The 22,192-nt window shown below is 64.8% G+C and carries 18 protein-coding genes and 1 tRNA gene; 13 read left to right on the forward strand and 6 right to left on the reverse strand.

What is annotated here, in order from left to right:
• Nucleotides 1-28: 28 nt before the first annotated feature.
• Genes AC3WN8_RS16045 through AC3WN8_RS16055 form a run of 3 tightly spaced genes read right to left on the reverse strand, consistent with a single transcriptional unit; the run spans nt 29 to nt 1,653 of the window.
• Complete coding sequence (locus tag AC3WN8_RS16045; RefSeq protein WP_492670458.1) at nt 29-265, reverse strand: DUF4287 domain-containing protein; 237 nt, start codon at nt 263-265, stop codon at nt 29-31.
• Nucleotides 266-315: 50 nt separating this feature from the next.
• Nucleotides 316-1,005: a DUF4336 domain-containing protein gene (locus tag AC3WN8_RS16050; RefSeq protein ID WP_492670459.1), complete on the reverse strand. Its 690-nt coding sequence runs from the start codon at nt 1,003-1,005 to the stop codon at nt 316-318.
• A gap of 21 nt (nt 1,006-1,026) precedes the next feature.
• Entirely contained in the window at nt 1,027-1,653 is a 627-nt protein-coding gene (locus AC3WN8_RS16055) for a GNAT family N-acetyltransferase (RefSeq protein ID WP_492670460.1), read from the reverse strand.
• A gap of 229 nt (nt 1,654-1,882) precedes the next feature.
• Here AC3WN8_RS16055 and AC3WN8_RS16060 point away from each other — a divergent pair, with 229 nt between their 5' ends.
• Complete coding sequence (locus AC3WN8_RS16060; protein WP_492670461.1) at nt 1,883-3,001, forward strand: ankyrin repeat domain-containing protein; 1,119 nt, start codon at nt 1,883-1,885, stop codon at nt 2,999-3,001.
• A gap of 79 nt (nt 3,002-3,080) precedes the next feature.
• Here AC3WN8_RS16060 and AC3WN8_RS16065 read toward each other — a convergent pair.
• Nucleotides 3,081-3,153 (reverse strand) — tRNA-Ile (locus AC3WN8_RS16065).
• 217 nt (nt 3,154-3,370) lie between these two features.
• On the opposite strand from AC3WN8_RS16065, the gene AC3WN8_RS16070 reads away from it, so the two are divergent.
• The gene (locus tag AC3WN8_RS16070; RefSeq protein WP_492670462.1) at nt 3,371-4,318 is read left to right on the forward strand and encodes a polysaccharide deacetylase family protein; all 948 of its coding nucleotides are present in this window, start codon (nt 3,371-3,373) and stop codon (nt 4,316-4,318) included.
• 105 nt (nt 4,319-4,423) lie between these two features.
• On the opposite strand, the gene AC3WN8_RS16075 is transcribed toward AC3WN8_RS16070, so the two are convergent.
• The gene (locus AC3WN8_RS16075; protein WP_492670525.1) at nt 4,424-4,882 is read right to left on the reverse strand and encodes a hypothetical protein; all 459 of its coding nucleotides are present in this window, start codon (nt 4,880-4,882) and stop codon (nt 4,424-4,426) included.
• On the opposite strand from AC3WN8_RS16075, the gene AC3WN8_RS16080 reads away from it, so the two are divergent.
• The 9 genes from AC3WN8_RS16080 to AC3WN8_RS16120 all read left to right on the forward strand — a co-directional run bounded on the left by AC3WN8_RS16080 (nt 4,797) and on the right by AC3WN8_RS16120 (nt 17,717).
• The gene (locus tag AC3WN8_RS16080; protein ID WP_492670523.1) at nt 4,797-5,414 is read left to right on the forward strand and encodes a protein-L-isoaspartate O-methyltransferase family protein; all 618 of its coding nucleotides are present in this window, start codon (nt 4,797-4,799) and stop codon (nt 5,412-5,414) included. The genes AC3WN8_RS16075 and AC3WN8_RS16080 overlap by 86 nt on opposite strands.
• A 17-nt stretch (nt 5,415-5,431) precedes the next feature.
• Complete coding sequence (locus tag AC3WN8_RS16085) at nt 5,432-6,892, forward strand: TolC family outer membrane protein (RefSeq protein ID WP_492670524.1); 1,461 nt, start codon at nt 5,432-5,434, stop codon at nt 6,890-6,892.
• 10 nt (nt 6,893-6,902) lie between these two features.
• Complete coding sequence (locus AC3WN8_RS16090) at nt 6,903-7,382, forward strand: DUF2497 domain-containing protein (RefSeq protein ID WP_492670463.1); 480 nt, start codon at nt 6,903-6,905, stop codon at nt 7,380-7,382.
• A gap of 146 nt (nt 7,383-7,528) precedes the next feature.
• Nucleotides 7,529-9,601, forward strand: a complete 2,073-nt coding sequence (locus AC3WN8_RS16095; RefSeq protein ID WP_492670464.1) for a S9 family peptidase — start codon at nt 7,529-7,531, stop codon at nt 9,599-9,601.
• Nucleotides 9,602-9,770: 169 nt separating this feature from the next.
• A complete protein-coding gene (locus AC3WN8_RS16100) occupies nt 9,771-12,422 on the forward strand; it encodes a valine--tRNA ligase (protein ID WP_492670465.1) in 2,652 nt (883 codons plus the stop codon).
• 164 nt (nt 12,423-12,586) lie between these two features.
• Entirely contained in the window at nt 12,587-14,044 is a 1,458-nt protein-coding gene (locus AC3WN8_RS16105) for an MATE family efflux transporter (protein ID WP_492670466.1), read from the forward strand.
• A gap of 16 nt (nt 14,045-14,060) precedes the next feature.
• The gene (trhO, locus tag AC3WN8_RS16110) at nt 14,061-15,005 is read left to right on the forward strand and encodes an oxygen-dependent tRNA uridine(34) hydroxylase TrhO (RefSeq protein WP_492670467.1); all 945 of its coding nucleotides are present in this window, start codon (nt 14,061-14,063) and stop codon (nt 15,003-15,005) included.
• A gap of 250 nt (nt 15,006-15,255) precedes the next feature.
• Nucleotides 15,256-15,894, forward strand: coding sequence for a glutathione S-transferase (locus AC3WN8_RS16115; RefSeq protein WP_492670468.1), 639 nt, complete (start codon nt 15,256-15,258; stop codon nt 15,892-15,894).
• Nucleotides 15,895-15,983: 89 nt separating this feature from the next.
• Nucleotides 15,984-17,717: a DUF885 domain-containing protein gene (locus AC3WN8_RS16120; protein WP_492670469.1), complete on the forward strand. Its 1,734-nt coding sequence runs from the start codon at nt 15,984-15,986 to the stop codon at nt 17,715-17,717.
• 197 nt (nt 17,718-17,914) lie between these two features.
• On the opposite strand, the gene AC3WN8_RS16125 is transcribed toward AC3WN8_RS16120, so the two are convergent.
• Complete coding sequence (locus AC3WN8_RS16125; RefSeq protein ID WP_492670470.1) at nt 17,915-18,796, reverse strand: diacylglycerol/lipid kinase family protein; 882 nt, start codon at nt 18,794-18,796, stop codon at nt 17,915-17,917.
• Between the two features lie 114 nt (nt 18,797-18,910).
• Between AC3WN8_RS16125 and hemB the strand changes: the two genes are divergently transcribed.
• Both hemB and AC3WN8_RS16135 read left to right on the forward strand, forming a co-directional pair.
• Nucleotides 18,911-19,900 carry a porphobilinogen synthase gene (hemB, locus tag AC3WN8_RS16130; protein WP_492670471.1) on the forward strand — a complete coding sequence of 330 codons (990 nt, stop codon included), beginning with the start codon at nt 18,911-18,913 and terminating at the stop codon, nt 19,898-19,900.
• 58 nt (nt 19,901-19,958) lie between these two features.
• The gene (locus tag AC3WN8_RS16135; RefSeq protein WP_492670472.1) at nt 19,959-22,190 is read left to right on the forward strand and encodes a fused MFS/spermidine synthase; all 2,232 of its coding nucleotides are present in this window, start codon (nt 19,959-19,961) and stop codon (nt 22,188-22,190) included.
• Nucleotides 22,191-22,192 lie beyond the last annotated feature (2 nt).

The raw sequence follows: 22,192 nt of genomic DNA on the forward strand, positions 1-22,192 counted from the left end.
GCACGGCTCGGGCGCTCGTCGTTCCAGCCTAGGTCTTGTCCTCCGCCAGGGTATGCGCGACGATCGCATTGGCATGGCCGTGGCCCATGCCATGATCGTCCTTGAGCATGGCGACCAGTTCCATATGCTTCGCCGCGCCATGGCTGCGCACCAGCGCTTTCCATTCGGCGATGGGGCGGCCGTATTTCTTCTCGATGGACGGGAAATAGGACGCGGGGCCCTTGATCGGTTCGTTGGTCATGCGGCGATTAGAATGGCCGGACATGTCCCGGTCAAGTCCGTCGGCGGCCGATCTTCGGATTGAGAGTGACGAACTCAAGCCAATAGCCATGCGAATGCGCGGGCGATGAACGCGCGACCGTCCGATTCGACGGGGGCGGCATGGGCCATCAGAATTTTCTCGATGGGCCAGGCCAGGATCCGGTGAAGTGCCGCGCGTGCGACACTTCGATCGAGGAATGTCAGCCGGAATTTTCTGGGGACCGCCGGCTCGGGCGCCGTCATGAGATCGATTTCGGCAATCCTGGCTCTCCAGCCCGCGAACCATCCTGGCTCGAAATGTTGTATCAGGTCGGTGAAGATCGCCGTGCGGCTCTTTCGGTGGAAGAAGACGACTTCGGTGATGATCGGATTGCCCCGGACAATGACCTGATCGATCTCCCCCGACCAGTCGGGCGCGGGATCGTCGTCGAGATCGGCATCGAAGACGATATCCTTTCGCCGCTTGCGCAGTCCCGGCGGCGCATGAAGCCTGGCGCCGGGATAGGCCGTATGCCACTCGCTGATGAACAGGTGATGGTGCGCGTTTGGCGCGACGATATCACGCACCTGACCAAGCGCTTCGACCGCCGCGCGGAGTCCGTCGGAAAGCGCGATGGGCGACCAGATGAAGAGTGCACCATCCGAGAGGCGGATGACGGCCATGCGTGTCGGATATCGGAAGCCGGCGACGACCGCGACCGGGCCGTCCGCGATCCAGATCCCGTCGTCAAAAGGCCGCAGCATCGCGAGGCTCGTGCCGGGATCTCATCCGTCTTCATCCCGGAAATCGATCCGCATCACCAGCCGCCTCGGTGTCGGATGGCCGATCTCGACGAAGCCGGCCGCGGCGAAGATACTCACGCTCCCGACATGGAGCTCGCCCCAGGGTACATCCTGCCCTGGCCGGGTGATCATCGGATAGGCTTCGAGCGCGCGAGCGCCATGTTCGCGCGCGAAATCGACGGCGGCGCAGGCGAGCGCCCGGCTAATACCGCGCCGCCGATAACCGGCGCGCGTGTGGAAGCAGGTAACGGCCCAGATGCCGGTATCGTGCCGGTCCTCGTCCCGGTCGATCCAGGGCACCCGATAGACGCGCAGCAGCCCGGCATAGGCGGGGCGCGGTTCGACGGCGCACCAGCCGACCGGCTCGTCGCCGAACCAGGCGACCAGGCCGCTGGTGGCGCGCGCATCGGGGCGGCCGCAATTCGCCTGTTCGCGCAACCGCGCTGAGCGCACCGCGACGGGGACCTTGCCGAAGGATTCGCCGGGCGCCAGTCGGTAACGCTGGCACTGGCATTTATAGCCGTCACCGCGCGCGCCGAATATCGCGTCCAGATCGCGCCCGTTCGCCATATTGGCGGGCCTGATCGCAATCGCCGCATCCGTCGTCATCTGCGCCGCGCCCATTGGGAAAAGGACCGTGTATCTGGCGGGGCGGCGGCGGCGCGTCAACCAGAGTGGGGCTATGACGGCCGATCCCGGCTGCGGGATGACAATTTCGCCGAAGAACTTCGCTGGACTTGAGTCAGTTGGCCCGACCAGCGCACGTCCGCGCCTGTTGCGCCCATCCCCCTGCTGCCCCAGAGTTGGGTGGAATGCGTGATTGTCGTGAGGAAACGGGATGGCGAAGGCCAGGAAGAAGACGCTGCCCAAGGATTTCGGGACCTTGCTCGAACAGGGGGATTTCGATGCGATCCGGGCGGTGTTCGATCATTGCGACGTCGATGCGCGCGGGGGCTATACGAAGCAGACTGCGCTCGCGTTCGGATTTTGCAGCGACCGGTTGACGCACTGGCTGGTCGAGCGGGGGGCGGATATCGCCGCGCGCGACAATTATGGCGAAACGCCGCTGCATGCTCATGCCGGCCATTGGCAGGGGCGGATCGATGTACTGCTGGCGCTGGGCGCGGTGGTGGATGCGCGCGACGACCGGGGCAATACGCCACTCCACGCGGCCGCGCGCGCGGGCAATAGGCAGGCGGTCCGGCTGTTGCTGGAGCATGGCGGGGACGCCGACGCGCTCGACAAGAGCGGCCTGACGCCCCTGGCATTGGCGCTGCACCAGTGCAGCAACGCTACGATCGAGGGCGTGGCGGCTGTCGCGGCGCTTCTGCTCGATGTCCCGGCGCCCCGGCCGGCCGGGTTTCGCGCGATTGCCGGGCGCATGTTTGGGCGGGGAAAAGCGGGCAATGTACGGGTGACGCCGGAGTTGCAGGCGCAGGTCCGGCGTATCGGCGCCAATTTCGAATTCCATCGCGCCGGTTTCAATCCCGACATGCTGGAGGCGACCAGTGCCGCGCTCGACCGGCTCTATGTGCTGTTCGATGTGCCGCCGGCTCCGCGCCGGACGATGCATGACGGCAAGGCCGCGATCATGGCGAAGGGCGACCGGTGGGAGGATCGCCATCAGGCATTGTGGGAATTGCTGGTGCCGTCCAGCGGCGCTGCGGCGACCGTGCAGGGGGAGGTCATTCGCATTTCGGGACGCATCCATGACGAGATCGAGCGCAATGGCGGAGCCAATTGGGATGCCGATTTCCGGAAGATGGCTGACGCGTTCGTCGGCCATGTCGGTTCAGGTGTCCCGCTTCCTGAAACGGATCGGACGAAGGCTGCGGCGCTTGTCGCGGGGGCAAGGCGCGGCAATGGGGATGTGCGGCCCTTATGCGAGCTGGCTGTGAACTGGGTCGCGCTCAATCCCGACCCGGTCGCGCTGTCGGCACCCGATTATCGGCGCTGATCGCGGCCGCCCATCGCGGTCCTGAACCGCAGCGACGAAATCGTCGTGCGTGAGGTCCGCGCCATGGCGGCGGGAAATCTGGTGGGCCCAGTAGGTCTCGCACCTACATCCTGCCGTAATCTGCGGCGCGCTCTGCTTTAAGCTACAGGCCCAAGCCGACCTGATAGTCGCGATCCGCTAAGAACTGGTTACGAAAATGAATCGCCGATGCGTTTTCTGTGGATTGGCAACGGCGCGGCGCTTCGGCCGCACGCCGCGTCGCGCCAAGGGTTTCCGCCGGGCCGTTCCGCTGGTGAAACATTGCCTGGCTTGCCTGGGCATGGGCCGGATCGGCGGATATTGCCCATAAATGTGGAGCGAGAAGGGACCATGGGAGTGAAAACGCTGCTGGCGCGTATCATGGCGGCTTTGGTTGCGGCGCTGCTGCTCGGTCATATGTCGGCCGTGCTGGCGCAGAAGCGCATCGCTTTCAGCTTCGACGACGTCCCGCGCAAGGCCGGCGGTTTCTTCACACCCGATACGCGCACGCGCAAGTTCATCGCCGCGCTGAAACGCGCGCGCATCCGCCAGGCGGCCTTTTTCGTCACGCCCGGCAACCTCGACGCACCTGACGGCAAGGGCGGGGAGGCCCGGATCGCTGCCTATGTGCGTGCCGGCCATGTCATCGGCAATCACAGCTACAGCCATCTCTGGCTGTCGAAGACGCCGGCCGGCGATTATATCGCCGATCTCGACCGCGCAGCCGCCTGGCTGAAGGGGCGGCCGGGCTATCGGCCCTGGTATCGCTATCCCTTTCTCGATGAGGGCCGCCGCGATCTTGCCAAGCGGGCGGAGGTGCGCGCCGCGCTGGCCGAGCGCGGGCTCACCAACGGCTATGTCACCATCGATAATTACGACTGGCATCTGGACGGTCTGGCGACGCGGGCAAGGGCGGCGGGCCGGCGCATCGACATGGCCGCGCTGCGCGACCTGTATGTCGAGACTCTGGTCGGTGCCGCGAATTTCTATGACGGCATCGCGCGAACCGCGCTGGGGCGTCAGCCGGTGCAAGTGATCCTGCTCCACGAAACCGATCTCAACGCGATGTTCGTCGACGATCTCGCCGCCGCGCTGCGCGGTGACGGGTGGGAGATCGTGCCGATCGATGAGGCCTATCGCGATCCGATCGCCGCGCGCGAGCCCGATGGCTGGTTCACCAATGGCGGACGCATCGCCGCGCTTGCCCAGGAAACCGGTCGTGCGCCGAAAGACCTGATCGATCCGCGCACCGACGAAGATGTGCTGACCGCATTGTTCGACGCGCGCGTGCTGAAATGATGAAGTGCGGAACGTCGGCACCCGCATATCTCCCGACGCTGGTCGATGGCAGCATGTGATTGGTCGAAAGCAGGCAGGGTTTTCAGGCACCCCGGCATGAGGGACTCACGGTCCCTCAAGGCCGTTGCCGATGCGTAACCCGTCGATGGTGGCCGTGCGTGCGCGTTTCCGCCATTCTGCGGCCAGGCATTGATCGATGTGCTCTTGGGCACGAAAATCCTGCGGATTTTGGCTGTTTCCGGTCGCGAGTGCGTTCGATGAGCGGCGGGGGAATAAAGGCGGACGATGGCGCTCCATGCCCCCTCGCAGGATCGGCTTTCGATCATTACCTATGCGCCGATGCTCTTTCGCTTGGCGACACGGTTTCGAGGGGATAGAAGCCGCGTTGGCGCGATATAGTGTATTGCGCGTGTAAGACAGTTGTGCGATCTGGAAGCGGATGATGAGCGAAGCCAATTTCGAAACGATGCGTGCGGCGATGGTGTCGAACCAGCTGCGGACTTCAGCCGTGTCCGACACGAACGTGGTCGACGCGATGCGCGCTGTCCCGCGGGAGGCGTTCATGCCGGCGGATCGGGCTGCGCTTGCCTATATCGACACGCCCGTTGCTCTTGGGGAAGGGCGCGCGATCAATCCGCCGCTGGTGACCGGCCGGCTGCTGACCGCGCTGGCGCCGCGCTCCGGTGAGCGTGCGCTCGTGGTGGGCGCCGCGACCGGCTATGCCGCTGCGGTGCTGGCCGAACTCGGCCTGAGCGTGACCGCAGTTGAAGAGAATACGACGCTGACCCGCTTCGCCGAAGGCGCGCTGGCCGGCACAAAGGCCGCGACGGTGGTGAACGGGCCGCTTGCTGAAGGCTGGGCCGCGAATGCGCCTTATGACGTGATCCTGGTCGATGGGGCGATCGAGCAGGTGCCCGACGCGCTCAAGGCGCAGCTCGCCGATGGCGGACGTATGGCGGCCGTGCTGGCCGAACGCGGCGTCACCCGGCTGGCATCGGGCCGCAAGGTCGGCGATTCCCTGGTGCTCGGTGATTTCGCGGATTCGGAAGCGGTGTCGCTGCCCGGTTTCGCGGTGCCCGCGGGCTTCGTTTTCTGAAGAAGGTTTCGAGCGTGCTGAGAACGAAATTCAGATCACTCGCGGGGGTTGCCGCGGTCGCGGCACTGGGCCTTTCGTTCGCTGCCACACCCGCATCGGCGGAAACGCTGCGCGAGGCGCTGACCCGCGCCTATAACACGAACCCGACGCTGACCGGCGATCGCGCGCGCCAGCGTGCCGAGGATGAGAATGTGCCGCTGATCCGCGCACAGGGCCTGCCCAATGCCAGCGCGACTGCCGAATATACCGAAAATGCGGCGGGCACCGCCGGCATCTTCCGCTCTGCGCGCAATGCGCAGGCCATCGCGCAGATCAATGTACCGATCTATCGTGGCGGTGCGGTGCGCAACGGCATCCGTGCGGCGGACACCCGCGTCGACGCGGGGCGGGCCTTTCTGCGCGGCACCGAATCGAGCGTGTTCAGCTCGGTCGTCGCCGCTTACCTCGACGTGATCCGCGACGAATCGATCGTTCAGCTCAACCAGGCGAATGTCGGCGTGCTCGACGTCAATCTGCAGGCGACCAACGACCGGTTCGAAGTGGGCGATCTCACCCGCACCGACGTTGCCCAGTCGGAAGCGCGGCTTGCCATCGCGCGCAGCCAGCTCGAGACCGCGCAGGCGAATCTGATCGCCAGCCGCGAACGCTATGTCCAGGTGGTCGGTACGCCGCCGGTCGACCTGCAATCGCCGCCGCCACTGCCCAATCTGCCGGCCACGCCGGAAGCGGCTGTGCAGGTGGCGCTGGTCGACAATCCCGATCTGGTCGCTGCAGCGAAGCAGCGCGATGCCGCGCGCTATGACGTCCGCGTCGCCGGCGCGTCGCGCCTGCCGCAGCTTTCGGCGGTTTCGGGTGGTCAGTATCAGAGCTTTCTGGGTTCGGTGCGCAACAACATCTCGGGGCTGACCAATTCGTCGAGCTCGGCGACCGTCGGTCTGCAGGCGACGCTGCCGCTCTATCAGGGCGGTGCGCCGTCGGCGCAGGTCCGCCAGGCGCAGGCGCGCGAAAGCCAGACGATCGAGCAGCAGATCGAGACGGAGCGAGACGTGATCGCCCAGGCACGCTCGGCCTATGCCAGATGGCAGGCCGCGAACGACGTGATCACCAGCTCGCAGACTGCGGTCGAGGCGAATCGGCTGTCGCTCGAGGGCGTTCGCGCCGAGAACAGCGTCGGCACGCGCACCATCCTCGACATACTGAATGCCGAGCAGGAATTGCTCAATTCGCAGGTGCTGCTCGTCACCGCGCGGCGCGACGCCTATGTCGCCGGCTTCACCCTGCTGGCCGCGATGGGCCACGCCGAGGGACGCGATCTCGGCCTCGATGGCGGTCCGCTCTATGACCCGGTCGACAATTACAAGCGCGTCCGCAACATCATCTGGGACTGGGGCCGCGATGCCACACCTGTTGCGGTTTCGACGCGAACCGTTGACACACCGGCCCAAAATCCGTCAGTAACAGCGTTACCGAAGCAGTAAGGCTGTGAAGATGGGGGACATCAGCAACGAGCCGTCGATGGAGGACATATTGTCGTCCATCAAACGGATCATCGCCGAAGACGCTGATACGTCGGCGGCGACCGCACGTGTCCGTGCGGCTGCGCGGCGCCGTTCTCCGCCGGTTCCCGCGGTTTCCGAGGAACCGGAGATCGATGACGAGGTTCTCGAACTGACCGACACGGTTGTCGAGAGCGACGCCTATGCCGAGGAAGAAGGGCCTGAGCCGATGAAGGAAGTCGCGGAGGATCCCGAGCTGATTTCCGAGCGGGTGGCAAAGGCCAGCCGTATGTCGCTCGAATCGCTTTCATCGCTGATCGTGAAGCCTGAGGCGGGCGCCAACACGCTCGAAGGCCTGGTGCGCGAGATGCTGCGCCCGATGCTCAGCGAATGGCTCGACGCCAACCTGCCCGCCGTGGTGGAGCGTATGGTCTCGCGTGAGATTCGCCGGATCACGGGCAAGGATCTTTAAGTCTGGCCTAGCCCCCGAGGGTTATCGGGGTTCCTGCTGACATTCGTTCATCGTCGTCGCTTCAGCGAAAGGGGGCGGCGTCCTCGCATCGCCACGCCCTGCGCTCAAACATGGCAGTCCCTGAAAAATGGGTCTATTGAGCACCCATGAAGACCTTGCTGCTCGCGAGCCTCACTGCGCTCGCCATCGCCCAGGCGCCCGGCGCCGCTATCGCCCGCCCCATGACTGCCGAGGATCTGGCCACGATGCATCGCATCGGCGCGCCGACGGTGTCGCCCGATGGCAAATGGCTGGCCTATTCGCTGAGCGAGACCGACCTTCCCGCCAATAAACGCCGCACCGATCTGTGGCTGCTCGACGTCGCGACCAAGGGAGCGGTGCCGGTCAAGATCGCCTCGGCGGCGGACAAGAACGAGCATGACCCCAAATTCTCGGCCGATGGCAAATATCTCTATTATCTGAGCAATGCGGCAGAGACCGAGCAGGTCTGGCGCGTCACGCTGCCCGGTGGAACCCCGGAGCAGGTGACGACCCTGTCCGCCGACGTCGCGGGCTATGCGTTGGCGCCGACCGGCGACCGCATTGCGATCTGGGGAGAGCGCCATCTCGGCTGCCGCGATTTCGCCTGTTCCACCGTCCGGTTCGCCAACACCGCGATCGGCAACGGCCGAACCTATGACAAACTGTTTGTCCGTCATTGGGACGAATGGGAGAACCCGAACGAACGCTCGCGCCTCTACGTCTTTCCGCTCGAAAACGGCAAGGCGGTTGGCACCGGCACCTCGGTGGTCGGCGAACTCGTCGGCGACACGCCGTCCAAACCCTTTGGCGGCGGCGAGGAGATCGCCTGGGCACCCGACGGCCGGACGATCTATTTCGCGCTGCGAGAGGCGGGGCGGATCGAGGCGACCTCGACCAATCTCGACATCTTCGCCAGCCCCGCCGACGGCAGCGCCGCGCCGGTCAACCTGACCGATGCCAATGACGCGACCGATACGCTGCCCGCCGTCTCACCCGACGGCAAATTTCTGGCCTATGTCGCGATGAAGCGGCCGGGCTATGAGGCCGATCGCCAGGTCGTCCAGCTCCGCAATCTCGCGACCGGAGAGACGCGTGCGCTGACCGAAGGCTGGGACCGTTCGGTCGGTTCGCTGGCCTGGGCGAAGGACGGCAGGAGTTTGCTCGTCACCGCGGGCGACGTACTCGACGATCCCGCTTTCCGAGTCGATGTCGCGAGCGGCAAAGCGACGCGGCTCACCCAGAGCGGCACCGTGGGCAATCTGACCCCGCTCGCCGACGGTGGGGCGATCCTGACGATCAATTCGATCCAGGCGCCGGACGATCTCTATCGGATGAGCAAGGCCGGCAAGCTCACCCAGCTCACCCGGGTCAATGCCGACAAGCTTGCGCAGATCGATCCGGTCAGCGTCGAGCGGTTCAGCTTCGCCGGTGCCGGCGGCGACGCAGTCTGGGGCCAGATCGTCAAGCCGCAGGGCGCAGTCGGCAAGCTGCCCGTCGCGCTGCTCGTCCATGGCGGGCCGCAGGGCAGCTTCGGCAATGGCTGGTCCTATCGCTGGAACCCGCGGCTGTTCTCGGCGCCCGGCTACGCCGCGGTCACGATAGATTTCCATGGTTCAACGGGTTACGGCCAAGCTTTCACAGATAGTATCAACCGTGACTGGGGCGGCAAGCCTCTTGAGGATCTGAAACTGGGCATCGTCGCTGCGGGTGCGAAGGATGCCGGGATCGACATCGCCAATGCCTGTGCGCTCGGCGGCTCCTATGGCGGCTATATGATGAACTGGATTGCCGGCCAGTGGCCTGACCGGTTCAAATGCCTGGTCCAGCACGACGGCGTCTTCGATGCGCGTGCCATGGCGTACGAGACCGAAGAGCTCTGGTTCGACGAATGGGAGCATGGCGGCCCCTATTACGAAAAGCCCGAAGAGTTCGAAAAATGGAACCCGGTCAATCACGTCGCCAAGTGGAAGACGCCGATGCTGGTGATCCATGGCGCCAATGATTTCCGCATTCCCGACACCCAGGGTCTCGCCGCCTTCACCGCACTCCAGCGCCGCGGCGTGCCCTCACGCCTGCTGCATTTCCCGGATGAGAATCACTGGGTGCTGAAGCCGCGCAACTCGATGCAATGGTATCATGAGGTCTTCGCTTGGCTGGATCAGTGGACGAAGGGGGACGGAAGCGCGACGCCGCGATAGCGGGGTTCCTCGCCGTCATTGCGAGCGAAGCGACGCAATCCAGGGATGTATCAACCGCTGGATTGCTTCGTCGCTTTGCTCCTCGCAATGACGGCGTGAGGAGATCGCCTGCCCAAATCGCAATGAGCAGTTGGAATCTGATGCGCTAGCCCGCTAAAGCCCGCCCATCATGACCGAACTCGCAAAGACCTTCGATCCGGCCGCCATCGAGGCGCGGTGGTACGACCATTGGGAAATGGGCGGACTGTTCCGCCCCGCGCGGCCCGACGCCGTCCCCTTCACCATCGTCAATCCGCCGCCCAACGTCACCGGCAGCCTGCATATCGGCCATGCATTGGACAATACGTTGCAGGACGTGCTGGTCCGTCATGCGCGCCTTCAGGGCAAGGATGCCCTGTGGGTGGTCGGCACCGACCATGCCGGCATCGCCACGCAGATGGTGGTGGAGCGCAACCTGAACTCGCAGGGCGTGAAGCGCACCGACATGAGCCGCGAGGCGTTCGTCGAGCATGTCTGGGAATGGAAGGCGCAATCGGGCGGGCAGATCACCCGCCAGCTTCGCCGGCTCGGCTGCTCGATGGACTGGAGCCGTGAACAGTTCACCATGGATCCGCATTTCAGCAGCGCGGTCATCAAGGTGTTCGTCGATCTCTACAATCAGGGCCTGCTCTATCGCGACAAGCGCCTGGTGAACTGGGATCCGGGCTTCAAGACCGCGATCTCCGATCTCGAGGTCGAGACCAAGGAGATCGCCGGCAAATTCTGGCATTTCCGCTATCCGCTCGAAGATGGCAGCGGCCATATCTCGGTCGCGACGACGCGCCCCGAAACCATGCTCGCCGACATGGCGGTCGCGGTGAATCCGGAGGACGATCGCTACAAGGCGCTGATCGGCAGCAACGTCCGCCTGCCGATCACCGGCCGGCTGGTTCCGATCGTCGCCGACGAGCATGCCGATCCCGAACTGGGCTCGGGCGCGGTGAAGATCACGCCGGGCCATGACTTCAACGATTTCGAGGTGGGCCGTCGCGCGGGCATCAAGGCTGCGGACATGCTCAACATGCTCGATGCCGAAGCGCGCGTCGTCCAGACCGCCGACGGGCTGGTGCCCGACGATCTGATCGGGCTCGACCGGTTCGAGGCGCGCAAGCAGGTCGTTGCCGCGATCGACGCGGCGGGTCTGCTGGAAAAGGTCGAGGATCGCACGATCCAGACGCCTTATGGCGACCGTTCGGGCGTGGTGATCGAACCCTGGTTGACCGACCAATGGTATGTCGATGCCGAGACGCTGGCGCAGCCGGCGATCGCGGCCGTGCGCAACGGCGATATCCGCGTCGTGCCCAAGAGCTGGGAAAAGACCTGGTTCAACTGGCTGGAGAATATCCAGCCCTGGTGCGTCAGCCGCCAGCTCTGGTGGGGCCATCAGATCCCGGCCTGGTATGGCGACGACGGCAAATGCTATGTCGCTGAGGACGAAACGGTCGCGCAGGCGCTGGCGGGCGAGGGCGTTACGCTCACCCGCGACAGCGACGTGCTCGACACCTGGTTCTCCTCGGCGCTCTGGCCGTTCGGTACGCTGGGCTGGCCGGAAGAGACCGAATTGCTCAAGCGCCATTATCCCAATGACGTGCTCATTTCCGGCTTCGACATCCTGTTCTTCTGGGATGCGCGCATGGCGATGCAGGGGCTGCACTTCCTGAAGGAAGCGCCGTGGAAGACGCTGTATCTCCATGGGCTGGTCCGCGCCGCCGACGGTTCGAAAATGTCCAAGTCGAAGGGCAATACCGTCGATCCGCTCGGCCTGGTCGATCGCTATGGCGCCGACGCGCTGCGCTTCACGCTGACCGCGATGGAAAGCCAGGGCCGCGACATCAAGCTCGACGAGAAACGCGTCGAGGGATATCGCAATTTCGCGACCAAGCTGTGGAATGCGACGCGCTTCGCCCAGTCCAACGGCATCGGCGCTTCGAAGACGTTGCGGGCACCCGATGCGGCACTGCCGGTCAATCGCTGGATCATCGCGGAGACGATCGAGACCGTGCAGAAGCTCGATCTCGCCTTTGCCGATTTCCGTTTCGACGAGGCGGCGAACACGATCTATCAGTTCACTTGGAGCCGTTTCTGCGACTGGTATCTCGAACTGATCAAGCCCATCTCGGTGGGCGAGGAACGCGGCCAGATCGATGACGAGACCAAGGCCGTTGCCGGCTGGGTGATCGATCAGATCCTCGTCATGCTCCACCCCTTCATGCCCTTCATCACTGAGGAATTGTGGCATGCGATGGGAGCGCGCGACTATGACCTCATCGTCGCCAAATGGCCGCTGGCCGACACTCATGCGCTCGATGCGGGGGCCGCGCAGGAGATCGACTGGCTGATCCGGCTGGTTTCCGAAGTGCGTGCCGCGCGCTCCGAACTCAACGTGCCGCCGGGCGCTCGCCTGCCGCTCCATGTTCGCGAAGCGGGCTCGACCACCGCCGAGCGGCTGACGCGGCAAGCGGCGGCGCTCGGCCGGATGGCGCGCGTCGAGGCGATCAGCCACGATCCGGCGCCGGAGGGTGGCGCGATCCAGATCGTGGTGGACGAGGCGACCTATATGCTGCCGCTGGCCGGTGCGATCGACCTGGACGCGGAACGCGCGCGCATCGCCAAGGCGATCGAGGCGGCCGCAAAGGAGCGCGATTCGCTGGCGGGCCGGCTGTCCAATCCGAGCTTCGTCGAACGCGCCAAGCCGGAGGCGGTCGAGAAAGCGCGAGCGGATCATGCGGAGAAGGCGGCCGAGGCCGAAAGGCTGCAGGCGGCACTGGCGCGACTGGGGTAAGCACTGGCGCAGTGACCGCTTTGGATGCATCTGCGCTCAACTTTCTCCGTCATTCCCGCGAAAGCGGGAATCCCGCTTTTCTGATCTCCGGATCGAAAAAATAAGAAGCGGGATTCCCGCTTTCGCGGGAATGACGTAGGGGCAAGGCGTCAGGGAGAAGCGGGATGGCCGAGACAGAGAAAAAGACCGGCATCCACGATCTCACCCAGGGTCCGATCACGCGCACTCTGCTGATCTTCGCGCTGCCGACGCTGGGATCGAACGTCCTCCAGTCGCTCAACGGATCGGTCAACGCCATCTGGGTGGGGCGTTTCCTGGGCGAGAATGCGATCGCGGCGACCGCGAACGCCAATATCATCATGTTCCTGATGTTCGCGCTGGTCTTCGGTTTCGGCATGGCGGCGACGATCATGGTCGGCCAGGCTTTCGGGCGCCGCGACGTCGATGCCGCGCGCCGCGCCATCGGCAGCGCTCTCGGCATGTTCGTGCTGCTGGCGATCGTGATCGCGGTGGTGGGCTGGATCTATTCCCCGCAGATCCTGCATCTGCTCGCGACACCGCCGGAGGCGGAGGTGATGGCGCTTGCCTATCTGCGGATCATCTTCCTGGTGATGCCGGCGTCCTTCCTGTCGGTGCTGCTGATGATGGGCCTGCGCGGCGCAGGCGATTCGATGACGCCGCTCTGGTTCATGGTGCTGAGCGTGTTGCTCGACATGATCCTCAATCCTCTGCTGATCCTGGGTGTCGGGCCGTTCCCCGAACTCGGCATCGCCGGATCGGCATTGTCCAATGTGATCGCGGGCTATGTCAGCGCGATCGCGATGGTCGTCTATATCTATGCGAAGGATCTGCCGCTGAGGTTGCGCGGGCCGGAACTCGCCTATCTCAAGCCCGATCCGGCGCTGCTCAGGATGATCCTGGCCAAGGGCTTTCCGATGGGCCTGCAGATGATCGTCATGTCGACCGCCGGTCTCGCCATGACCGGTCTCGTGAACCGCGAAGGGCTGCTCTACGCCGCCGCCTTCGGCGTGATCCAGCAACTCTGGACCTATGTGCAGATGCCCGCAATGGCGATCGGTGCGGCGGTGAGTGCGATGGCCGCACAGAATATCGGGGCAGGGCGGTGGGACCGGATCGCCCAGATCACGCGATCGGGCATTATCGCCAATCTTGCCATGACCGGTGCGCTCGTGCTGATCCTCGTCCTGTTCGATCGCTACGCGCTCGCGCTCTTCCTGGGCGGCGCCAGCCCGGCGATCCCGCTTGCCGCGCATATCCATCTGATCTCGGGCTGGAGTTTCATCCTGTTCGGCATCACACTGATCCTGTTCGGTGTGATGCGCGCGAACGGTGCGGTCTATGGTCCGCTCATCACGCTGGTCATCGCGCTCTATCCGGTGCGCCTGGGCTTCATCCTGTTGATGCGCGATACGCTGGGCCCCGACGCGCTCTGGCTCAGCTTCCCGATCGGTTCGCTTGTCACCGTCCTGCTCGCCATCGCCTTTTATCGCTCCAACAGCTGGCGTCGCGCGACGCTGATGGTGCCGCCCGGTCCCGAGGAATGCCGCGAGGCAGTCAATTCGGAAACCGAGCCGGCCGGGCGGTTGACACCGACGGCATGATGCGATGGCCCCGGACGTGATACAGCCCAGCCTGCCGATCTGCGTTGCGGCGCTCTACAAGTTCACGCCTTTCGCCGATTGCGCGGCGATCCGCGCCGATCTCGCCGAGATGTGCCACGCACAGGCGATCAAGGGGACTTTGCTGGTCGCGCGCGAAGGCATCAACGGTACGATCGCGGGATCCGATATGGCGATCGAGCAAATATTGGCGACGATCCGTGCGCTGCCGGGCTGCGCCGATCTCGACGTCAAATTCTCGCGCGCGGCGACGCTACCATTCCACCGGATGAAAGTGCGACTGAAGCGCGAGATCGTGACGATGGGAGAGCCCGATATCGATCCGCTCGCCAGTGTCGGGCATTATGTCGCGCCCATCGACTGGAATGCGCTGATCTCCGATCCCGGCACCATCGTCATCGACACGCGCAACGATTATGAAGTGGCGGTCGGCAGCTTTGCCGGCGCGATCGATCCGAAGACGCGCACGTTCCGCGATTTCCCCGCCTGGTTCCGCGCCGAGCGCGAACGCCTGCTGGGCGAAGGCAGGCCGCCAAAGGTCGCGATGTTCTGCACAGGTGGGATACGCTGCGAAAAATCGACGGCGTTCCTGAAAGGGGAGGGCCTGGACGAGGTCTATCACCTGCAGGGTGGGATCTTGAATTATCTGGAGACCATCCCCGCTGAGCGGAGCCTTTGGGAAGGCGAATGTTTCGTGTTCGATCAGCGGGTGACGGTTGGCCACGGCCTCGCGCCGGGCTCGTATACGCTCTGCCATGGCTGCCGCCGTCCCGTCGGAGCGACCGATCTCGCTTCGCCGCTCTACGTCGAGGGTGTCAGTTGCCCGACCTGCCATGCCGAGCGCACCGAAGAACAGCGTGCCGGCTATGCGGAGCGGCATCGTCAGGAGAGCCTGGCCGAGGCACCGGGCGAGGCGCATATCGGCGCGCGGCGTGACGACTAGGGCCCAGACCCATTATTAATGAGGCCGCGATGGTATCAGATCGGGATGAGCCGCCAGGAGGAGCGCGCAGCACGTGGCATCGCCACGTCCAAGCGTTCCGACGCCGCGGATCGCCCGATATGATGCCACCCTTCGGGCGAGGGGGAATTGGGTTCCTGACGTCGTTGCTCGATTGCCGGATAGCGATGCTATCCGGCGCACTCGCGCCTGGCCATGAACCCAATTCTCCCTCGTCACGGCCTCATCAATAATGGGGCTGGACCCTAGGCCGATCCTCTACAGCTTTCGCCGTTGCCCCTATGCCATGCGGGCACGGCTCGCGCTGATCGTCAGCGGTACGATCTGCGAGATCCGCGAAGTGAAGCTGGCCGACAAGCCGGCGGAGATGATCGCTGCATCGCCAAAGGCGACCGTGCCGGTGCTGGTGCTGCCAGACGGACGCGTGATCGACGAGAGCCTGGACATCATGCGCTGGGCGCTCGATCGGAACGATCCGGAGCACTGGCGCGACCATGCGGAGGATGCCTTGATCGCGACTAATGACGGGTCCTTCAAACATCATCTCGATCGCTACAAATATCCTGATCGTCACGCGTCCGATCCTACGGCACATCGCGGCGCAGGCCTGGAATTGCTCCGCGGACTGGAGGCACGGCTGGTCTCGAACGCCTACCTCTGCGGCGAGGCGCGAGGGCTGACCGATGCTGCGATCATGCCCTTTGTCCGCCAGTTCGCCGAGACCGATCGACTATGGTTCGACGCCCAGCCGCTGCCCAGCGTGCAGGCCTGGCTTGCACGCCAGCTTGCCGCGCCGCTGTTCGCGACCGCGATGATCCGCCTGGCTCCCTGGCGGGCAGGCGACACGCCGATCATCTTCCCGCACAGCTGAATGTCCATTTCGGGGGTGAGTCCGTCTTCCCAGGCATTTTTATCTCGGCTAATCCGCCGCTGTTACGAAGATAACGGGGAGGTTGCGTGATGCGTTGCTGGTCGAAAATGATCCGGACGGGCGTGTTGCTCTATGCGGCGGTGTCGTTGCCGGCCATTGCGCAGAGCTCATCCAGCGATACGATGGCGAAGATCGCCGACGATATCGTCGCCAACCGTCTGGCCGCCAATCCATTCCTGCCGCTCTATGCCGAGATCGGCGGCGGACGGAACGACATATTGATCGATATCAGCCCGGCCGCGATCGCGCGCAACAATGCCGAGGTCGATGCGCTGCTCGCCCGGCTCGACGCACTCGACCCGAAGACGCTGCCGGATCGTGCAGCGATCCGGGACTATGCGATCGCGCGGGAGATGCTGGAGGCGGAGCGGGGCCTGCGCGTCTGCCACAGCGAGCTCTGGACGGTCTCGCACATGGACGGCTGGCCGGGCAACTTCGCCAATCTGGTCGAACGCCAGCCCGTCGCCACTGCGAAGGATCGGGCCGATGCGCTCGCCCGCTGGGGCAGTCTGCCCGATTATATCGCCGCCGACATCGCCAATCTGAAACAGGGCATCGCCAAGGGCTATGTCGTGCCACGTTCGGTGGCGGTGCGCGTGCTGGCGCAGGTCGAGGGACTGATTACCGGGACGCCCGAGGCATCGCCTTTCTTCGTGCCCGCCAAGACCGTCGACGATGCCGCGTTCAAGGCGGCGTTCGCGGCCCTGATACGCGACAAGATCACACCGGCGATCCGTGGTTATCGGGACTTCCTGCGCGACACCTATATTCCCGCCGCGCGCGAAAGCCTGTCGGTGCTCGATCTGCCCGACGGCCGGGCCTGCTACAATGCCATGCTGCGCTCCTACACGACGCTCGACCGGCCGGGCGAGGATGTCGCGGCATTGGGCGAGCGCACCGTTGCCGCCAATGTCGCCGACGTCCGCGCCATCGGCAAGAAACTCTACGGCACCGACGATTTCTCGCAGATCGTCGCGCGGGTGAAGGCGGACCCGGAAGAGCGCTTCGCATCGAAGGAAGAGATTGTCGCCTATAATCGCGATGTCGTGGAGCGCGCCCGCACCGCAGTGGCCGCGCTGATCGACAATGTGCCGCAGCAGCCACTGGAAGTGCGGCCGATGACCGACGCGATGGAGGAGTCGGGCGCCAGTTCCAACTATACCCCCGCCGCCGATCCGGCGAAACCCGCGCTTTACATGCTCCAGGTCGGCAAGGTCGAGGATGCCCGCCGCGCCGACATGGCGATCACCGCGGTGCATGAAGGCTATCCCGGCCATCATCTGCAATTCGCCTATGCTGCGCGGCTGCCCAACAGCCGGCTTTCGAAGATCGGCTTCAATTCGGCCTATATCGAGGGCTGGGCGCGCTATGCCGAGCGCATGTCCGAAGAGATCGGCCTGCTCGATACGCCTCAGATGAAGATCTCCCGGCGCGCATGGCCCGCGCGCGGCATGGTCGCCGATCCCGGCCTGCACATCGGCAAATGGGATCGCGACCGGCTCGTCTCCTATCTGAGCGAAACCGGTCGTTTTCCGCCCGAAGTGGCAAAGGGGATGATCGATCGCATCGCGATCCTGCCGGGACAACTCACCGCTTATGATTCGGGCGGGCTCGAAATCCTGGCGCTCCGCGACCAGGCGCAGAAGGCGCTGGGCAAGCGCTTCGACATCAAGGCGTTCAATGCCGTGGTGCTCGGTGACGGCGTCGTGCCGCTGGCGCTGCTGCGCAAGAATGTGGAGGCCTGGATCGCCAGCCGGAAGTAGGGGGCCTGAAAGAAAGTGAGACTTTTCGGAAAGGCGCCGAGCCAAGGCTTTTTTGCTTCGTCACCCTGAACTCGTTTCAGGGTCCATGTCGGGATCTTCGCTGTCGCGTGGGTTGTGGCATGGATACTGAAACAAGCCCGTCCCGAGCTTGTCGAGGGGTTCAGCATGACGGGATGGTGGCTTGTCGGCGACAGGCCTCACCCTTTCGGTGCCGCAACCTCGATAATCCCCGCCGCCACGCGGGCGACCACGGGGGTTTTCGCCAGCACTTCGCCGTCGATCGAGATCGCCAGTGGCGGTTCGGTGCGAACCTTGATCTCCCGTCCCGAAAAGCTCTCCACCGTTTCCTTGCGTGCATCGAGGCGGAAGAAGCTGGTGAACCAGTTCCACACCAGCCGGCGTTTGACATGGCCGGTGACCGCCTGGACGATGATCTCGCCGCTGTCGGGCTCGGCGTCGTCGATCAGTTCGGTGCCGCCGTGGAACGCACCGTTGGAGATGCGAACCTCCACCACTTTCAGCCGGGTTTCCTTGCCGTCCTGCTCGACGATCAGGACAAAGGGTTTGAAGCGGAAGAATTTCCACACCGCCCACATCAGATAACCGGTCCGCCCCAGCGCGGCTTTCAGCCCGTGCGGCACGGTCTCGGCGATCAGCGGCGAGATGCCGATCGCCGCGCAATTGGCGAAATAGTCGCCGTCGACCATGCCCAGGTCGATGCGGCGGAAATGACCCGCACCGATCACGTCCATCGCACCCTGCAGGTCGAGCGGGATGCCCAATGTCCGCGCGAAACTGTTGGCGGTGCCGAGCGGCAGCACGCCCAATGCGACATGTTCACCGACCAGCAGGTCGACCAGTCCGCTGATCGTGCCGTCGCCGCCGCCCAGGATCACCATGTCGGGCTTGTCCGCCAGCGCGCGACGCACCGTCGCTTCGAGCAGGCTCGGCCGACGCACTTCATATGCCTTGACGGAAAATGGCAGATTGTCCGCCGCTGCCCTGGCCTTGCGGAAGAGCTTGCGCCCCTTGCGCGACTGGGCGTTGACGATCAGCGCGGCGGAGCGGATGGTTCGCATCGATGCACAACGCATGGCGGGCGGTCCGGGCGCAAGACATTCTTTCATGGACGCCCGTGCGCGGGCGAACGCAGGGACTTGCGGTCGCGCGCCCAAAGTCCGAAAGCAGCGGCCATGACCGCCGCATTTCCCGCTCTGCGCCTTCGTCGCACCCGCTCTGCGCCGTGGAGCCGATCGCTCCATGCCGAAACCGTGCTGACTCCCGCCGATCTGATCTGGCCGCTGTTCATCTGCGAAGGGGAGGGCGTCGAGGAACCTGTAGCAAGCCTGCCCGGCGTTTCGCGCTGGTCGGTCGACAATATCGTCGCGCGGGCCAGGGACGCGCGCGATCTGGGTATCCCGTGCATCGCACTGTTCCCCAATACCCCGCATGACCGGCGCACCGATGGTGGCGAAGAAGCGCTCAATCCCGACAATCTGATGTGCCGCGCCATTCGCGCATTGAAGGATGCGGTACCGGAGGTCGGCGTGCTGACCGACGTCGCGCTCGATCCCTATACCGCGCACGGCCATGACGGGCTGCTCGATGCGGCCGGCTATGTGCTCAACGACGCGACCTCGGAGGTGCTGGTGGGGCAGGCGCTCAATCAGGCGCGTGCCGGTGCCGACATAATCGCGCCGTCCGACATGATGGATGGCCGTGTCGGCGCGATCCGTGCCGCGCTGGAGAGCGAGGGCTTCGTCAACGCGCAGATCATGGCTTATGCCGCCAAATATGCGAGCGCATTCTATGGCCCGTTCCGCGATGCCGTCGGTTCGCGCGGGCTACTGAAGGGCGACAAGAAGACCTATCAGATGGATTCGGCCAATAGCGAGGAGGCGCTGCGCGAAGTCGCGGCCGATCTGGCCGAGGGTGCCGACAGCGTGATGGTGAAGCCTGGGCTGCCCTATCTCGACATCGTTCGCCGTGTGAAAGATCGGTTTGAAGTACCTGTTTTTGCTTATCAAGTCTCCGGTGAATATGCGATGATCGAGGCATCGGCGGCGACGGGCGCGGGTGAGCGCGACGCGCTGGTGCTGGAGACGCTGATGGCGTTCAAGCGCGCGGGCTGCTCGGGGGTGCTCACCTATCACGCGGCGCACGCGGCGCGGCTGCTCTCGTAAACGCTGCCTTAACCATGCTTCCCCCATTGGATCCGACGAAGATGGGGGATTTTTCGGCATGGCGACGATCGCGGAGTATTCGGGGATGAGCCGGATGGGGCGGGGCCCATTGTTCGTCGTTACGATCCTGACCGGATCCTTCCTGCTGTTCCTTGTCCAGCCGATGATCGCACGTATGGCGCTGCCCCGCCTCGGCGGCGCGCCGGCGGTGTGGAACAGCGCGATGCTGGTCTATCAGGCATTGTTGCTTGGCGGCTATGCCTATGCCCATGCCATCGGCCATTTGGCCCCTGCGCGTCAGGCACTGATCCATCTCGTCCTGTTCGCCGTTGCCGCGCTCTGGCTGCCGATCGGCTTGATTGCGAGCAATCCGCCGGCGGATGCCGCGCCGGTGATCTGGGTGCCCTGGCTGCTCGCGCTGTCGATCGGCCCACTTTTCTTCGCGGTTGCCGCGCAGGCGCCCTTGATGCAGCGCTGGTACGGCATCGCCAGCGGCGGGCGCGATCCCTATGCGCTCTACGCCGCATCGAATCTGGGCAGCTTTGTCGGGCTGATCGGTTATCCGCTGATCGTCGAGCCGCGCCTGTCGATCGCGGGGCAGAGCGCGCTGTGGAGCGGGGGCTATGCGCTGCTGGCTCTGCTGGTCGTCGCCTGTGCGCTCACCCTGCCACGGTCGCGGGGGGCCGTGGTCGAGGTGCAGGCCGAACGCAGCGAGCGGCCGACTTTTGTCCGCTGGCTCCACTGGATCGTCCTGGCTGCCGTGCCTTCGGGCCTGATGCTGTCGACCACCACGCATCTGACCACGGATATCGTGGCGATGCCCTTGCTCTGGGTGATCCCGCTTGCGCTCTATCTGCTCAGCTTCAGTGCGGTTTTCGCGACGAATCGCGTGATCGCCGATGCGGTGACGCGGATGGCCCCGTTGCTGATCCTGGTGCTCGGCGGTTTCGCGCTGCTTGACGACGAGGCGCGGCCGTTGCTGCGCGCGGGGCTTAGCCTGTTGCTGCTGTTCGTCGTCGCGGTCGCGCTGCATACGCGGATGTACCGCCTGCGCCCCGCACCCGACCGGCTGACCGGATTCTATCTCGCAATGTCGATCGGCGGCGTGATCGGTGGGCTTTTCGCTGCACTGCTGGCACCCATCACTTTCGACTGGACTTACGAACATCCGATTCTGATCGTCGCCGCCGCGCTGCTTGTGCCGCAGGCCCATTGGCTCGCGGCACTCGACCGCGCTTGGGGATCGGGACAGCGCGCCCGCATGCTGGCTCTCGTCATCTCGCTCGCCAGCCTGCTGGCTTTCGTTCTGAGCGTCTCGGGCGGGAAGGCGATTGCGGGTGCGGTGGTTCTGGTCCTCGGTGTCCTCAGCATCGGACGCGCCATTCCCTTCACGGCGGCGCTTGCCGCGCTGCTGATGATCTTCGGCGGCTGGCAATCCGTTGCCGCTTCGCTCACCGCAAACGCGCGCACACGCAGCTATTTCGGCGTTTATACCGTCACCACCGACCATCAGACACAGGTGCGGCGCCTGGTCCACGGCACCACCGTCCATGGCACCCAGCTTTTGACCGCCGGCCAGGAGAGCGAACCGACCAGCTATTATGTCCGTCGATCGGGCGTCGGTCGCGCGCTGACCATGTTGCCGGCGCTGGCGGGGGCCAATGCCCGTGTCGGGATCGTCGGGTTGGGGGCGGGCACGCTCGCCTGCTACGCGCGGCCCGGACAGTCTTGGCGCTATTATGAGATCGATCCCGCAGTCGTCCGCATCGCGCGCGACTCCGGGCAGTTCAGCTTCCTCTCGCGTTGCGCGCGCGGCGCACCGATCGAGATCGGCGATGCGCGGCTGACGCTGCAATCGGCAGCGCCTGCGAGCCTCGACCTGCTGGCGCTGGACGCCTTCTCGTCCGATGCGGTGCCAATGCATCTGCTCACGCGCGAGGCATTCGGCATTTACCGTCGCACCCTCACGCCACGCGGCCTGTTGCTCGTCCATATCTCCAACCGTTATCTGGATATGGAACCCGTGATCGCCGCGGCCGCCCGGGACGGCGGCTGGCATGGCGCGATCCTGCCCTATTTTATCAGCCGCGATCCGAATCCGGTGCCGCAAGGCGCCAGTTCGGTCTGGATCGCGTTGTCGCCGGACGCCGAAGTGATTGCACGATTGGCTGCGCCCGCCGTAAAGGACCCGTCCGGCAATTGGCGGGCGCTTCGGACCAAGCCAGGCTTCGCCGCATGGACCGACGATTTTTCGAGCATCCTGCCGCTGGTCAAGGCATGGGCGCCGTGATG

It is taken from the genome of Sphingobium sp. FW305-3-2-15-F-TSA7 (assembly GCF_058787155.1).

What these genes read in the sequence shown, in the direction of transcription:
- AC3WN8_RS16050 (WP_492670459.1), bottom strand. Translation starts at nt 1,005, where the DNA reads ATGCTGCGGCCTTTTGACGACGGGATCTGGATCGCGGACGGCCCGGTC.
- AC3WN8_RS16060 (WP_492670461.1), top strand. Translation starts at nt 1,883, where the DNA reads ATGGCGAAGGCCAGGAAGAAGACGCTGCCCAAGGATTTCGGGACCTTG.
- AC3WN8_RS16105 (WP_492670466.1), top strand. Translation starts at nt 12,587, where the DNA reads ATGGCCGAGACAGAGAAAAAGACCGGCATCCACGATCTCACCCAGGGT.
- AC3WN8_RS16120 (WP_492670469.1), top strand. Translation starts at nt 15,984, where the DNA reads ATGCGTTGCTGGTCGAAAATGATCCGGACGGGCGTGTTGCTCTATGCG.
- AC3WN8_RS16135 (WP_492670472.1), top strand. Translation starts at nt 19,959, where the DNA reads ATGGCGACGATCGCGGAGTATTCGGGGATGAGCCGGATGGGGCGGGGC.
- AC3WN8_RS16070 (WP_492670462.1), top strand. Translation starts at nt 3,371, where the DNA reads ATGGGAGTGAAAACGCTGCTGGCGCGTATCATGGCGGCTTTGGTTGCG.
- hemB (WP_492670471.1), top strand. Translation starts at nt 18,911, where the DNA reads ATGACCGCCGCATTTCCCGCTCTGCGCCTTCGTCGCACCCGCTCTGCG.
- AC3WN8_RS16095 (WP_492670464.1), top strand. Translation starts at nt 7,529, where the DNA reads ATGAAGACCTTGCTGCTCGCGAGCCTCACTGCGCTCGCCATCGCCCAG.
- AC3WN8_RS16075 (WP_492670525.1), bottom strand. Translation starts at nt 4,882, where the DNA reads ATGAACGCCTCCCGCGGGACAGCGCGCATCGCGTCGACCACGTTCGTG.
- AC3WN8_RS16125 (WP_492670470.1), bottom strand. Translation starts at nt 18,796, where the DNA reads ATGCGAACCATCCGCTCCGCCGCGCTGATCGTCAACGCCCAGTCGCGC.
- AC3WN8_RS16115 (WP_492670468.1), top strand. Translation starts at nt 15,256, where the DNA reads ATGGGGCTGGACCCTAGGCCGATCCTCTACAGCTTTCGCCGTTGCCCC.
- AC3WN8_RS16090 (WP_492670463.1), top strand. Translation starts at nt 6,903, where the DNA reads ATGGGGGACATCAGCAACGAGCCGTCGATGGAGGACATATTGTCGTCC.
- AC3WN8_RS16080 (WP_492670523.1), top strand. Translation starts at nt 4,797, where the DNA reads ATGGTGTCGAACCAGCTGCGGACTTCAGCCGTGTCCGACACGAACGTG.
- AC3WN8_RS16055 (WP_492670460.1), bottom strand. Translation starts at nt 1,653, where the DNA reads ATGACGACGGATGCGGCGATTGCGATCAGGCCCGCCAATATGGCGAAC.
- AC3WN8_RS16100 (WP_492670465.1), top strand. Translation starts at nt 9,771, where the DNA reads ATGACCGAACTCGCAAAGACCTTCGATCCGGCCGCCATCGAGGCGCGG.
- AC3WN8_RS16045 (WP_492670458.1), bottom strand. Translation starts at nt 265, where the DNA reads ATGTCCGGCCATTCTAATCGCCGCATGACCAACGAACCGATCAAGGGC.